The sequence below is a fragment of the Burkholderia sp. KL41 genome (genome assembly GCF_057005415.2).
Genome location: NZ_CM174446.1, coordinates 1,560,403 through 1,574,853 on the forward strand (window position 1 = coordinate 1,560,403; position 14,451 = coordinate 1,574,853).

Consider the following 14,451-nt stretch of genomic DNA (forward strand, 5'->3'; position numbering starts at 1 on the left):
GAAAGGAGGGGGCGGTGTTCAGCCGGCCGGCCGCTGCGGCGGCGCGAGCGCGACGACCGCGTCGCGCATGCGGGCGAGGAACGTCGGCTTGTCTTCCTGGGCACCGAGCGCATCGTTCGCGCCGAAATGCACCTTGCAGATCAGCGGCACCGGCCAGATCGCACCCTTCGGCATGATCCGTTGCAGGTTCTCGAGATAGACGGGCGCGAGCGCGACGTCCGGAAACTCGGTCGCGAGGTGGAACAGCCCGCTCTTGAACGGTTGCGGCAGGATCTCGGCGCCGCGCGTGCCTTCCGGGAAGATGATGATCGAATGGCCCTGCCGGAGCGCGTCGCGCACGGGGTCGAGCGGATCGCCGCCGGACTCGCGGTGGCGATCGATCAGCACGACGTTCAGCAGCTTCTGCGCGATGTGGCGCTTCGCGTCGCTGCTGTCCCAGTAATCGCGCGCGGCGACGGGTCGCACGACCGCGCGCACGTCGCGCGGCAGTGCGGCGAGGATCGCGAGCGTGTCGATGTGGCTCGTGTGGTTCGAGAAGTAGATCTTCTGCGTGGGGGACGGCGGCGCCTGATGCCAGACCGGATACGCGCCGGCGACGAGCCGCACGATGGACAGCAGGAAGTCGCGCTGCCAGACGTTGAGAATGTTCATCGGCGCTGCGCCTCCTGCCTGCCTGCATGGCCCGCGGCGCTTGCGCGGCGGGCGGGACCCCGGAATGCCGGCGCGGCAGGATGCGCGCCGGACGGCCCTTGTTTAAATTTTTTCAAATTCGTGGCTGCCTGTCGCAGGTCCGCGATAATCGGACGATTCGCCGCCACACGCTGTTGCGTCGCGGCGAATGCGCCGGTCGGCGACGTGATAATCGGCTGTTGCACGAGTGCCCGTTTGCAGTTCGAATAGATCGTGCTGCGCTCGGGCCAGCGGATTATCGCGAGTTTCCGTCAAAAATGCCAGATTGGCGCCATGCTTGCCCGCCGGGCGCATGCTTGACGCATCGGGGCCGCTCGGCGACGATTAGGGCCGTCCATGAAAGGCCGTCCAGGGCCGTTTCGCCGCCCGGGGCATGGCGGCGGGAAAGGTGTCCGACTGTGCCGCGCGAATAGAACGAATACGAAACGATGAGCCTCTACGCACTCAAACCCAAATTCCAGAACCGCCTGCGCCCGTTCGCGAACTCGCTCGCCGAGCGCGGCGTCACGGCCAACCAGGTCACGCTGTTCGCGGCCGGCGGCTCGATCGTCGTCGGTGCGCTCGCCGGGCTCGGCGTGTTTGCCCGCGCGCTGTTCCTGCTGATCCCGCTGTGGCTGTTCGTCCGGATGGCGCTCAATGCGATCGACGGGATGCTCGCGCGCGAGCACAACCAGAAAAGCACGCTCGGCGCATACCTGAACGAACTCGGCGACGTCGTGTCCGATGTCGCGCTGGTGCTGCCGTTTCTCGCGATTCCGGCGTTCGCTCCGGCAGACGTCTGGCTGTTCGCGCTGACGGCGGTGATCGTCGAATGCGCGGGGCTGATCGGCCCGCTGGTCGGCGTGAGCCGCCGCTACGACGGCCCGTTCGGCAAGAGCGACCGCGCGCTCGCCCTTGGCGCGTTCGCGCTGTGGATCGGGCTCGGCTTTCCGGTCGGCGGTGTCGCCGCATGGCTGTGGCGGCTGCTGATCGTGCTGTCGATCGTGACCGTGGTGCGTCGCGTGCAGGCCGGCATCGCGGAAAAGGGCGCTTGAAAGGGTAGTCAAGGCAGTCAAAGGCAGTGGCAGTACCGGGCGCCGGAGGGCGGCGCACCATGATTCGAATAACGAAACGAGAGAAAAACGCATGAGCGCACGCCTGGCCCGCGAGGCCGACTTCATCACGCACGACGGCGAAACGCTGTTCTATCGTCACTGGCCCGCAACGGGCCCGCGCTGCCGCGGCGCCATCGTGCTGCTGCATCGCGGCCACGAACATTCGGCACGCGTCGCGCATCTCGTCGACGAGCTCGACCTGCCGGATTTCGCGTTCTTCGCGTGGGATGCGCGCGGCCACGGCCGCTCGCCCGGCGCACGCGGCTACAGCCCGAGCGCGGCCGCGTCGGTACGCGACCTGCAGACCTTCGTCGAACATATCCGCGACACGCATGGCATCGCGATCGAGGACATGGCCGTGGTCGGCCAGAGCGTCGGCGCGGTGCTCGCGGCCACCTGGGTGCACGACTATGCGCCGCCGATCCGCGCGCTCGTCGTCGCGTCGCCGGCGTTTCACATCAAGCTCTACGTGCCGTTCGCGCGGCCGGGCCTGCGGCTGATGTACAAGCTGCGCGGGCTGTTCTACGTGAACAGCTACGTGAAGCCGAAATTCCTCACGCACGATCCCGAGCGGATCGCGAGTTATGCGTCCGATCCGCTGATCACGCGGCCGATCGCGGTCAACATGCTGCTCGACCTGCACGACACCGCGCAGCGGATCGTCGCCGATGCGGCCGCGATCACCGTGCCGACGCAACTGCTGATCTCGGGCGCCGACTGGGTCGTGCATCGCGGCCCGCAGGACCGCTTCTTCGAACGCCTCGGCGCCGCGCGCAAGGAGCGCATCGTGCTGCCGGGCTTCTATCACGACACGCTCGGCGAACGCGATCGCGCGCAGGCGCTCGCGCCGCTGCGCGCATTCGTGCTGCGCGAATTCGATGCGCCGAGCCCGCGCGTGTCGCTCGCTGATGCCGACCGGCGCGGTGCGTTCCACGACGAATACGCGGCGCTCGGCCGCCCGCCCGCGAATGCGTTCGCGCGTGCGTACTGGGCGCTCACGCGAGCCGGCCTGAAGGCCGGCGGCGCGCTGTCGGACGGTATCGCGCTCGGGCTGCGGCTCGGTTTCGATTCGGGCTCGACGCTCGATTACGTGTACCGCAACCGCGCGCAGGGGCGGCTCGGCGTCGGTGCGCTGATCGACCGCACGTATCTCGATTCGCCGGGCTGGGTCGGCATCCGCCAGCGCAAGGTGCATCTGCAGGAGCTGATCGGCGCGGCGATCGGCCGCCTGCGCGGCCACGGCACGCCGGTGCGGATCGTCGACATCGCGGCCGGGCACGGGCGCTACGTGCTCGACGCGATCGCGTCCGCCGCCGAGCGCGACGGCGCGGCGCCCGACGACATCACGCTGCGCGACTACAGCCCGCCGAACGTCGAGGCCGGGCGCGTGCTGATCGCGCAGCGCGGCCTCGAGCCGATCGCGCGCTTCGAGCGCGGCGACGCGTTCGACGAGGCGTCGCTCGCGACGCTCGAGCCGCGTCCGACGCTCGCGATCGTGTCGGGCCTCTACGAACTGTTCGGCGAGAACGCGCTGATCGAGCGCTCGCTGCGCGGGCTCGCGCAGGCCGTGCCGCCGGGCGGGTATCTCGTTTATACGGGGCAGCCGTGGCATCCGCAGCTCGAATTCATCGCGCGCGCACTGAACAATCACCGCGGCGAGGCGACCTGGGTGATGCGCCGCCGCTCGCAGGCCGAGATGGACGAACTCGTCGCGCGCGCGGGGTTCCGCAAGCTCGACCAGCGGATCGACGAAATGGGCATTTTCACGGTCAGCCTCGCGCAGCGGGTCGACGCGTCATGAGCGAATTCGGCGGCGACGCGCGCGGCTTGGCGGCGCAGGCGGCCGGCGCACGCGACGCGTCGTTCGCGCTGCGTCTCGGCTGGCTCGCGGTGATGGGCGCCGTGTTCTTCTCGACCTACGGCTTCGCGAACTGGCTCGCCGCGCGCCGCGTGGCGGTGCCGACCTTCGCGTTCGGCTGGGAGCACGCGATCCCGTTCGTGCCGTGGACGATCGTGCCGTACTGGTCGATCGACCTGCTGTATGCGCTGTCGTTCTTCTTCTGGACGCGCCGCGCCGACCTGCTCGATCACGTGAAACGGCTGTTGACCGTGCAACTGGTATCGGTCGCGTGCTTCGTCGCGTGGCCGCTGCGCTTCGGGTTCGAGCGGCCCGACGCGGGCGGCGTGGCCGGTGCGCTGTTCACGCTGCTGATGGGGTTCGACAAGCCGTTCAACCAGGCGCCGTCGCTGCACATCGGGCTGCTCGTCGTGCTGTGGGCCGTCTATGCGAAGCACGTGCGCGGCACGCTCGCGCGCGTCGTGCTCCACCTGTGGTTCGCGGCGATCGGCGTGTCGGTGCTGACGACCTACCAGCATCACGCGATCGACGTGCCGACCGGTGCGGCCGTCGGCTGTCTCGCGCTGTTCCTGTTTCCGCTGCGCGATGCCGCGGGCCGGCTGCCGGGCGCCGATGCGTCGCCGGGCGCGGCCGGCCGCGCGCTCGCGCGTCGTTATGCGCTCGGCGCGGCGGCGGTCGCGCTCGTGGCGCTCTGGTGCGTGCCGCGCGCGCCCGGCTGGGCGCTGGCGGCCGGGTGGGTCGCGCTGGCGCTCGCGTGTGTCGCGTGGATCTACCGGCGCGGCGCACCCGGCGCGTTCCAGAAGGATGCGCACGGGCGTTTCCCGGTCGTCATCCGCTGGCTGCTCGCGCCGACGATCGCCGGCGCATTCGTCAATTCGCGGCTGTGGACGTTCCGGCAGCCGGCGCCGGTGCGGATCGACGAACGCGTGTCGCTCGGCCGCACGCCGACCACGTCCGACGTGCGCCGCCACGGTTTCACGGCACTGGTCGACCTGACGGCCGAAATGCCGCGCTGGGCGGCGGCCGACGCATCGCTCGCCTACGCGAGCGTGCCGCAGCTCGACCTCGTCGCGCCGACGGCCGCGCAACTCGCGCAGGCCGTCGCGGCGCTCGAACGCCTGCACGGGGAAGGGCGCGACGTGCTGGTCTGCTGCGCGCTCGGCTACGGGCGCAGCGTGTTGTGCGCGGCTGCGTGGCTGGCGGCGCGACGCGGGTTCGGCGATGCGCGCGACGCGCTGGCCGCGGTGCGCGCGGTGCGGCCGCATGCGGTGTGGTCGGACGACGGCGTGGCCGTGCTGCAGCACTGGATCGATCGCCGGCGCGGCGCGGGAGGTGTGTGATGCGCGACCCGTCCGCGCCATTCAGGATTGCCGCCGCGCGCGGCGCGCTCGATGCGGGCGCGTGGGCGATCGTGGCCGCGCTGGCCGCGGCCGGCGCGGGCTGGTGGATCGCGTCGGGCTGGGCGCCGGCGACGGTCGCGCGCGTGCTGCTGGCCGTCGTCAGCACCGGGTCGGGAATCGCGGCGCTGTGGGTTGCGGTGCGGATCGAGATCGACCGCCGGCTGTTCGCCGCGCTTGCGCGCGCGGCGGCCGGCGACGCGTCGGTCGACGACGCCCTCGCCGCGCTCGACCGCGCGCTCGCCGATCTCGGCTGGATCGACGCATCGAAGGCCGGCCGTGCGCTCGACGCACGCGTGCGCGGCGCGGTCGGGCTGTGCCGGGCCGGCGTGCTCGTCGCGATCGTGCAGTGGCTCGTGGTCGGGCTCGCGATCGCTGTTCCGCAGGTGGGCTAGTCAGCGGCCGTGCAAGCCCGCCGCGCGCGGTCGACGCCGTCGTTCCGGCTGCCGGTTCATCGAGGAAGCCGCCTTCGAGTGTGCGTTACGCGTGAGCCGACCGCTGCGACCGCGTGCGCTTCACCTCATACATCGCCTGGTCCGCATGCTCGATCAGCGCGGTCATGTCGGTGCCGTCGTCGGGCAGCAGCGCGATCCCGACGCTGACGCCGAGCCGCAGCGGGCGCCCCTCGAATTCGAACGGTTCGCTGACCTGGCGCGCGAGCCGCGTGCTTTGCGCATGCGCGTCGTCGCGGTTGCCGATGTTCGGCAGGATTACCGCGAATTCGTCGCCGCCGATGCGCGCGACCGTGTCCGAGCGCCGCACCGCGCCCTGCATCCGCGTGGCGATCTCGCGCAGCGCCGCGTCGCCCGCGCGGTGGCCGAACCCGTCGTTGATCGGCTTCAGCCCGTCCATGTCGATGTTGAGGATGCCGAGCCGGCCGTTCGCGCGCAGCGTCGTGTGCATCGACTGCCGCAGGCGGTCGTAGAACAGCGCGCGGTTCGGCAGGCCCGTGAGCGCGTCGTGCGTCGCGCGCATGTAGAGTTCGTTCGCCTCGTTGCGTGCCGCGTAGAACATCGCGGCGGCGATCAGGTCGGCCGTCAGCCGCAGCGTGCCGGCATCGGCTGGCGAAAAGCCGTCGACTTCCGGCGACATCACCTTCAGCACGCCGACCGTCGTGTCGGCATGGGTGAGCGGCATCACGAGCATCGAGCGCAGGCCGACACGCCGGCATGCGTCGCGATCGACGCGCGGGTCGGTTTCCGAATCGATGCAGTGCAGCAACTCGCCTTGCTGCACGCACAGGCCGGACAGGCTGCCCGAGCGCCGCAGCCGCAGGCCGAGCATCCCGGCCGCAGTGCCCGACGCGGCGCGGTACACCATGTCGTCACCCTCGGCGAATTCGACCGCGGCGGCGCTCGCACCGGTGAGCTGCGGCACCTGCTCGGCCACATAGGCCATCACGCTGCCGAGGTCGAGGCCGAGCTTCGCGATCTCGGTCTGGGCGGCAATGATGCGCAGCAGGGTATCGGGGGACGGAGTGGCGGTGTCGGCGATTTGATTCAAGTCAGTTTTCCGTGAAAGAAAGCACGTCCGGCGGCACGGGATTGCGGTAGCATACGCGCCGCTTCGCGGCGGCGCGTGCCGGAGCGGTCTGCAACGGACCGCCGCCGGCCGGCCGAACCGCGCCGGCAGTATGCCGTTCGGCCCGTCGGGCGACAACGGCGCAATTCTTACCATTCATCCCTCTCGCGCAGCATTTTCGACTGGATTGAGGTTTTTTTCGCTTCATCGTCGCGAATCGGGGTAAGTTTTGTCCTATTTTTGAGATAGTGTGACGAATGAGCGTGTGCCGGTGCCAGGCGCGCGCGCAGCATGATGACAGGCGATTAAAGAAATCGCCGCATCGTTTCGATAAATGAATCAGGCCAGTTGGATAGATATGAGGGGAAGCAGTGGGATTGTTCACTCACGGGCATAGCTGCTTTGCGCGCATCGGTTCCGATGCAACGGATGACCTGACGATCCTGACGAAACGGAGCGGCGCATGAAGCCGGCCGTGTCGCTGTTCGTCCTGTCGGCCGCCATGGTCGGCGCATTTCACGCCGCCGCGCTGTCGGCCGCGCCGATGCCGGCCGTGCCGGCCGCCGCGGCCTCGGGCGCGATGCCGGCGCCGGTGCTCGCGGCCGCGCCCGCGCCCGCGGCGGCCAGTGCGCCGTCCGCCGGCTTGCCGGCGACGACTGTGCACCTGCCGTTCGCGTCGCTCGGTGCGTTCGATCCGCTGCGCCTGCGCGGCGCCGACGACGCGCGCACGATCAACGCGGGCGTGCGGCTCGACCGCGTGGTCACCGGCGCGCGGCTGCGCCTGACCTACGCCTATTCGCCGTCGCTGGTGTTCCCGATGTCGCACCTGAAGGTGTCGGTGAACGGCGAGGTGATCGCGACCGTTCCGTTCGACGCCGCGCAGGCGGGCCGGACGGTCACGCAGGAAATCCCGATCGATCCGCGCTATTTCTCGGATTTCAACCAGATCGGCCTGCGCCTGATCGCGCACTACACGCTCGACCATTGCGAGGATCCGTCGAACTCGGCGCTGTGGGCCGACGTGAGCCCGAAGAGCGAGCTGATCCTCGACGAGTCGCCGGTGCGCCTGCCGAACGATCTCGCGCTGCTGCCCGCGCCGTTCTTCGACCGGCGCGACAACGGCCGTGTGCGCTTGCCGTTCGTGCTGCCGGCGTCGCCGGATTCGGCGACGCTGCGCAGCGCGGGCGTGCTCGCGTCGTGGTTCGGCGCGCTGGCCGACTATCGGCATGCGCGGTTCCCGGTGTCGTCCGGGCTGCCGACGGACGACCAGGCGGTGGTGATCGGCACGGCCGCGACGCTGCCGGCCGGCCTCGCGCTGCCGTCGATCAACGGCCCGCTGCTCGCGGTGGCCGACAACCCGGCCGCGCCGGGGCGCAAGCTGCTCGTCGTCACGGGCCGCACGGCGGCCGAGGTCGACGACGCGGTCGCGACGCTCGTGCTGGGCCGCGCGGCGCTGTCGGGGCCGGCGGCGACGGTCGCGCACGTCGATCCCGGCGCGCCGCGCAAGCCGTACGACGCGCCGCGCTGGCTGCCCGTGAACCGGCCGATCGCGTTCCGCGAGCTCGTATCCGATACGCGCCAGCTGGAAGTGCGCGGCACGACGCCCGACGCAATCCGCCTGAACCTGCGCGTGCCGGCCGATCTGCATTCGTGGAACGGCGCGGGTGTGCCGATCACGCTGCGCTACCGCTACACGGCGCCGACCGTGCAGGACAACTCGACGCTCGCCGTCGAGATCAACGAGCAGCTCGTGAAGTCGTACCGGCTCGGGCCGGCTCATGCCGAGGACGCGCACGGCCGCATGCAGCTGCCGCTGCTGTCGGTGCCCGAAGGGCGCGTGACGAGCGACGTCGACATCCCGGCGTTCCGGGTCGGCAGCGGCAACCAGCTGCAGTTCCGCTTCACGCTCGATTCGCAGAAGACGGGCCTGTGCTCGAGCACGGCGACCGAGCCGCAGCGCGCGGCGATCGATCCCGATTCGACGATCGACTTCTCGCACTTCGTCCATTACGCGCAATTGCCGAACCTCGCGTTCTTCGCGAACAGCGGCTTCCCGTTCACGCGCTTCGCCGACCTGTCGCAGACGGCCGTCGTGATGCCCGACCGGCCGTCGCCGCAGGAGCTCGAGGCCTACCTGACGATGCTCGGCCACATGGGCGAATGGACCGGGTTTCCGGCCCTGCGCGTGCAGGTCGCGCGGCCCGGCGACGTCGCCGCGCTGTCGGGCAGCAAGGACCTGCTCGTGATCGACGGCTCGCCCGCGTCGCCGCTGCTCGCGCACTGGCGCTCGGCGCTGCCGCTCGTGATCGGCGAGCAGGGCGGCACGGGAGGCGCGGGAGGCGAAGGCACCGCGCGCATCGCGTTCTCGGTGAAGGAGCGCTGGCGCAACGGCGTCGGCCTGGCTGAAGGCGGCGCGCACATCGAGCAGACCGGCTCGCTCGCGGCGCTTGCCGGGTTCGAGCTGCCGGGCAGCCGGGGGCGCAGCGTGGTCGCGCTGACGGCGACCGACCAGCCGCGCCTCGGCGATCTGCTCGACGTGTTCGAGAACGCCGGGCTCGTGTCGCAGCTGCAGGGCGACCTCGCGCTGGTGCGGCCGGGGCAGGTCGACAGCCTGCGCGTCGGCGAGCCTTACGTGGTCGGCTTCGTGCCGTGGTATGCGCGCGTGTGGACGGAAGCGGCGCGGCATCCGGTCGTGCTCGGCGCGGTCGGCGTGGTCGCGGGGCTGCTGCTCGCGCTCGGCGTGTTCAGCGTGCTGCAGAGAATCGCCGCGCGTCGACGGGGGATGTAACGGATGGCGCGGGTTATGGCGAAGCGACGGGCAACGCGGCCGGCGCGGCGCGTCGGCGCGGCACTCGCGCTGGCGGTGGCGATGACGTGCACGGCAGCCGGCATGGCCGCGCGCGCACACGCCGCGGGCGCGGCTGACGCGGCCGACGCGGGATGCGGCGCGGCATGGTCGCGCTGGGACGCGTTCAAGCGCGATTTCATCTCGGCCGACGGCCGCGTGATCGACGTCGGCTCGGCCGATTCACGCACGGTGTCGGAGGGGCAGGCGTATGGACTCTTCTTCGCGCTGGTCGCGAACGACCGGCGCATGTTCGACACGATCCTCGCATGGACCGAGAACAATCTCGCGCAGGGCGACCTGAGCGCGCACCTGCCGGCGTGGCTGTGGGGCCGTGCGCCCGACGGCGCGTGGCGCGTGCTCGACGCGAACGCGGCGTCGGACGCCGACCTGTGGATCGCGTATGCACTCGTGGAGGCCGGGCGGCTGTGGCACGAGCGCAGCTACACGGCGCGCGGCGCGCTGCTCGCGAAGCGCGTGCTCGACGACGAGACCGCGACCGTGCCGGGCCTCGGCCTTACGCTGCTGCCGGGGCCGACGGGGTTCAAGCTGGCCGACGGCCAGTGGCGCGTGAACCCGAGCTATTCGCCGCCGCAGGTGATCCGCGCGCTCGGCGCGCGCCTGCCCGACGACCGGCGCTGGGCCGCGCTCGCCGCCAGCACCGGCCGCGTGCTGCTCGACACGGCGCCGAAGGGCTTTTCGCCCGACTGGGCGCTGTATCGCGCGGGCACGGGTTTCGGGCCCGATCGCGACACGCATGCGGAGAGCGCGTACAACGCGATCCGCGTGTATCTGTGGGCCGGCATGCTCGACCGCGCCGATCCGCTCGCCGCGCCGTTGCTCGCACGCTTTGCGCCGTTCGCCGACTACATCGCCGCGCATGGCGCGCCGCCGGAGAAGGTCGATACGACGACGGGCGTCGCGGGGCCGAACGACGGCAACGGCGGGTTTTCGGCGGCCGCCGTGCCGTTCCTCGACGCGCGCGGCCAGCGCGCGCTCGCCGATGCGCAGGCGGCGCGTGTCGATACGCTCGCGCGCCAGTCGGCGCCCGGTTACTACACGAGCGTGCTGACGCTGTTCGGGCTCGGCTGGCGCGACGGACGCTACCGGTTCGGCGCGGACGGCACGCTCGACGCCCGCTGGGGAGGCCGCTCGTGCGCCGCCCGCTGAAGCGCGCCGCGCCGCACGTCGCGGGATTCGCGTGGCTCGCGTCGTCGGTGTGCGCGGCGGCACCGGGCACCGCGCCGGGCACGACGATGGCATCCTCCGCGACGCCGGCGGCCGCCGCATCCGCCGATGCGCAGCGCCAGCTCGACACCGCGCGGATGTGGGGCGTCAAGCATCGCGACGACCTTGCGCGCGACGCGCTGCGCAAGGGGCTGCTGATCGCGCCGGGCGATCCCGGGCTGCTGGCCGAACAGGTTCGCGTGCTGCTGCGGCTCGGCGATGCGAAAGGCGCGCAGGCCTCGCTCGCGCGCCTGCAGGCACAGTCGCCGAATGCGCCCGCCACGCGGCGGGTCGCCGACGAATATCGCGTCGCGACGAGCGGGCGCGGCGAGATGGCGCAGATCCGTCTGCTCGCGCGCAGCGGCCGTGCCGACGAGGCGGCACGGCGGATCGTCGCGCTGTTTCCGAACGGTGCGCCGGACGGTGCGCTCGGCGCCGAGTACTACCAGATCGTGTCGAATGCGCCGGGCGGGCGCGAGCCGGCGATCGCCGCGCTGCGTCGCGCGGTCGCGGCCGATCCGCAGGACACGAGCGCGGCGATGGCGCTCGTGCGGCTCCTGAACCAGCGTGCCGACACGCGGCCGGAGGCGAACCGGCTCGCGTGGGCGCTCGCGAAGCGCGCCGACGCCGACCATACGGAGGCGATGGCGCAGTGGCGGCGCGTGCTGCAGTCGGCCGGCAGCGATCCCGCGTATCTCGATGCGCTGCATGCGTACCTCGTGCTCGTGCCGGACGACACCGAATTCGTCGATCGCGCGGCGGCACTGGATCGCCAGCGCGACGCGCAGCGCCGGCTCGAGCGCAATCCCGACTACATCGCGCAGCAGCGCGGCCTGCAGGCGCTCGCGCGCGGCGACCTGGCCGGCGCCGATCCGCTGCTGACGCGCGCCGCGCGCGCACGTGCGGACGACGCCGACGCGGTCGGCGGGCTCGGCCTGCTGCGCCTGCGCGAGGGGCGGCACGACGAGGCGCGCGCGCTGTTCACGCGCGCCGCGACGCTCGCGACCGACCAGCGCGGCAAATGGCAGGGCCTCGCGCGCACCGCACAGTTCTGGGGGCTGCTCGCGCAAGGCCGCGCGGCGGCCGCCGCGGGACGTCCGCAGGACGCGGAGCGCGCGGCACGTGCGGCACTCGCGATGCAGCCGGACAGTCCGGACGCGAAGCTGCAGCTTGCCGATGCGTTGCTCGCGCAGCGCGACTGGGCACGCGCGGAGCCGTTGCTGCGCGAACTGCTGGCCGCGCGTTCGCCGAGCCTCGCGGCCGTGCGCGATACGGCCGCGCTGTATCAGAACACCAGCCGCGCGGACCGGATCGGCCCGCTGCTCGACGCGCTGCAAGGTCGCGTGACGGGCCGCGACGACCGGCACGCGCTCGACGGCCTGCGTGCCGACCTGCTCGCGGACCAGGCGCGCGCGCTGGCGGACAAGGGCGAACGCGGGCCCGCCGCGCAGCGCTACGAGGCGGCCGTGCGCGCGGCGCCCGACGCGCCGTGGACGCGCTTCGCGCTCGCGCGCCTCTATCGCGACATGGGGCTGCCGCAGCTCGGCCGCACGGTGATGGACGACGGGCTCGCGCAAGGCGCGACGCCCGAGATGCGCTACGCGACCGCGCTGTATCGCAATTCGCTCGACGACGTGGCGGGCGCGCAGGCCGCGCTCGCGCCGGTCGACGACGCGCATCGTACGGACGGGATGCGCGCGCTCGCGCGCAAGCTCGATGCGCAACGCGCGCTGGCCGACGCACGCGATGCGCTCGCGCGCGGCGACCGCACGGCGTTCGCCGCGTCGCTCGCGCAGGCCCAGGCGAGCGCGCCGGACGATCCCGACATGCTCGCCGCGATCGGCGCGCAGTGGATCGACGCGGGCGAACCGGATCGCGGCCTCGCACCGTTGCACGACTGGATCGCCGCGCACCCGCATGAAGCCGATACGGACGTGCGGCTGCGCTATGGCGACCTGCTCGGCAGCGCGGGGCGCGACGACGCGCTTGCCGCGTGGCTCGACACGCTGCGCCGGGAACCGTCGCTGACGCCCGCGCAGACGGCGCGGATCGAGGACCAGTCGCTGCGGCTCGTGTTGCGGCAGACCGACGATGCGATCGCACGGCAGGACTACGCGCAGGCGCGCAAGCTGCTCGATCGTGCGAGCCCGGCCGGCCGCGCGGACAAGCGTCATGCGCTCGAACGGGCCGATCTCGAGCGCGCGCAAGGCCGTTACGACGCGGCACGCGATGCGCTCGCGCCGGTCGTCGCGCGCATGCCGGACGATGCCGATACGCAGCTCGCGCTGGCACGCATCGACGAGGACAGCGGCAACCGTGCCGCCGCGCTGGCGCGCGTGCAGGCGGTACTCGCGCGCACGCCGGACGACGACGTCGACACGCAACTGTCGGCCGTGCGCCGCCTGAACGCGCTGCGCCGCGCGGACGAAGCCGCGCAGGTGACCGACCGGCTGCATGCCGCGTATCCGGCGCGCGCCGACGTGACGGTCGCGGCCGGGCGCGTGGCCGAGGCGCAGGGCCGCTATGACGACGCGGCGTCGCTGTACCGGTTGTCGCAATCGCAGGAGCGCGCGACGGGCGTGAGCCCGGGCCGTGACGGCCTGACGCCCGCGCAGGCCGCGTTCGCGGATCTCGAGCAGCGGCGCAATCCCGAGATCGAGACCGGCTGGACGCCGGCCTACAAGTCGGGCGACGAAGGCATCTCTTCGTATCGCGCGCAGCAGGTGCCGATCTACATGCAGATGCCGGTCCGCTACGACGGCCACGTGTTCGCGCAGATCGATACCGTGCATCTCGACCCGGGCACGCTCGATACGAGCGACGCGAATGCGTATTCGCTGAAGACGTTCGGCACGTTCGCGGCGCTCAGGGCGCGGAACGCGCTGACGCCCGCATCGATCGCGAATCCGCCGGGTTCGCTGCACCAGTCGACGACGGGCGTCGCGCTCGGCGCCGGCTATCTGTCGGACGCATGGCGTGTCGACCTCGGCACGTCGCCGCTCGGTTTTCCCGTGCATTACCTCGTCGGCGGCGTGCGTTATCGGTTCGACGCGGGCCCGGCCAGCTTCTCGGTGAACGCGTCGCGGCGGCCGGAAACGAGCAGCGTGCTGTCGTACGCGGGGATGCGCGACCCGTGGACGGGCGCGGTCTGGGGCGGCGTGCGCCGCGACGGCGTGAACCTGCGCGCGTCGGTCGACGTCGGCCGTACGAACCTGTTCGCGGAACTCGGCGCGGGCGTGCTGTCCGGCCGAAACGTCGAGCGCAACGCGGAAGTCACGCTGCGCACGGGCTTCACGGTGCCCGTGTACGAGCGCGCGACGATGAAGGTCAGCACGGGGCTCGTCGGCAACGCGTGGCATTACGCGCAGAACCTGCGCTACTACACCTACGGGCAGGGCGGTTACTACAGCCCGCAGCGCTACCTGTCGCTCGGCGTGCCGATCGAATGGGCGGGGCGGCACGACGCGCTGTCGTGGGACCTGACCGTCACGGGCGGGATCTCGAACAGCTACGAGAAGGATTCGCTGTATTACCCGACGTTCTCGGACCAGCGGGCCGCGCAGGTGGCGGCCGGGTTCGTGTACGCGGGCAGCTCGACGCGCGGCGTGTCGTTCTCGTACGGCATCAACGGGATCGTCGAGTATCGCGTGAACCCGCACCTGAGCGTCGGCGCGCAGCTGCACGTCGACCGGTCGCACGACTACGCGCCGAGTTCGGCGCTCGTGTACCTGCGCTATGCGTTCGACGCCCGTGCGCAACGCAGCTGGCTCGTCACGCCGACACCCGTGCGGCTTTATTCGGATTACTAGGGGAACGCGC

At 71.7% G+C, this 14,451-nt stretch carries 10 protein-coding genes; 7 read left to right on the forward strand and 3 right to left on the reverse strand.

Features of this window, described 5'->3' with window-relative positions; all coding sequences use genetic code 11:
- Positions 1-18 precede the first annotated feature (18 nt).
- Complete coding sequence (locus tag PQB87_RS07350; RefSeq protein ID WP_059682194.1) at positions 19-651, reverse strand: lysophospholipid acyltransferase family protein; 633 nt, start codon at positions 649-651, stop codon at positions 19-21.
- Positions 652-753: 102 nt separating this feature from the next.
- Positions 754-984: a hypothetical protein gene (locus PQB87_RS07355; RefSeq protein WP_155637115.1), complete on the reverse strand. Its 231-nt coding sequence runs from the start codon at positions 982-984 to the stop codon at positions 754-756.
- A gap of 134 nt (positions 985-1,118) precedes the next feature.
- Here PQB87_RS07355 and PQB87_RS07360 point away from each other — a divergent pair, with 134 nt between their 5' ends.
- From PQB87_RS07360 to PQB87_RS07375, 4 genes are all read left to right on the forward strand, one after another.
- On the forward strand, positions 1,119-1,724 hold the full coding sequence (locus PQB87_RS07360) for a CDP-alcohol phosphatidyltransferase family protein (RefSeq protein ID WP_060312186.1): 606 nt from the start codon (positions 1,119-1,121) through the stop codon (positions 1,722-1,724).
- Positions 1,725-1,815: 91 nt separating this feature from the next.
- A complete protein-coding gene (locus PQB87_RS07365; protein WP_226214652.1) occupies positions 1,816-3,585 on the forward strand; it encodes a bifunctional alpha/beta hydrolase/class I SAM-dependent methyltransferase in 1,770 nt (589 codons plus the stop codon).
- Entirely contained in the window at positions 3,582-4,982 is a 1,401-nt protein-coding gene (locus tag PQB87_RS07370; RefSeq protein ID WP_489242764.1) for a phosphatase PAP2/dual specificity phosphatase family protein, read from the forward strand. Before PQB87_RS07365 ends, PQB87_RS07370 begins: the two co-directional genes overlap by 4 nt.
- On the forward strand, positions 4,982-5,434 hold the full coding sequence (locus PQB87_RS07375; RefSeq protein ID WP_489242765.1) for a hypothetical protein: 453 nt from the start codon (positions 4,982-4,984) through the stop codon (positions 5,432-5,434). Before PQB87_RS07370 ends, PQB87_RS07375 begins: the two co-directional genes overlap by 1 nt.
- A gap of 85 nt (positions 5,435-5,519) precedes the next feature.
- On the opposite strand, the gene PQB87_RS07380 is transcribed toward PQB87_RS07375, so the two are convergent.
- Complete coding sequence (locus PQB87_RS07380) at positions 5,520-6,542, reverse strand: diguanylate cyclase domain-containing protein (protein WP_414136999.1); 1,023 nt, start codon at positions 6,540-6,542, stop codon at positions 5,520-5,522.
- A gap of 481 nt (positions 6,543-7,023) precedes the next feature.
- Between PQB87_RS07380 and bcsB the strand changes: the two genes are divergently transcribed.
- The 3 genes from bcsB to PQB87_RS07395 are packed head-to-tail and all read left to right on the forward strand — an operon-like array spanning position 7,024 to position 14,441.
- Positions 7,024-9,348: a cellulose biosynthesis cyclic di-GMP-binding regulatory protein BcsB gene (gene bcsB / locus PQB87_RS07385; protein ID WP_489242766.1), complete on the forward strand. Its 2,325-nt coding sequence runs from the start codon at positions 7,024-7,026 to the stop codon at positions 9,346-9,348.
- A 3-nt stretch (positions 9,349-9,351) separates the two neighbouring features.
- Positions 9,352-10,575, forward strand: coding sequence for a cellulose synthase complex periplasmic endoglucanase BcsZ (gene bcsZ / locus PQB87_RS07390; RefSeq protein ID WP_489242767.1), 1,224 nt, complete (start codon positions 9,352-9,354; stop codon positions 10,573-10,575).
- Positions 10,560-14,441, forward strand: coding sequence for a cellulose synthase subunit BcsC-related outer membrane protein (locus PQB87_RS07395; RefSeq protein WP_489242768.1), 3,882 nt, complete (start codon positions 10,560-10,562; stop codon positions 14,439-14,441). The genes bcsZ and PQB87_RS07395 overlap by 16 nt, the downstream gene beginning before the upstream one ends.
- Positions 14,442-14,451 lie beyond the last annotated feature (10 nt).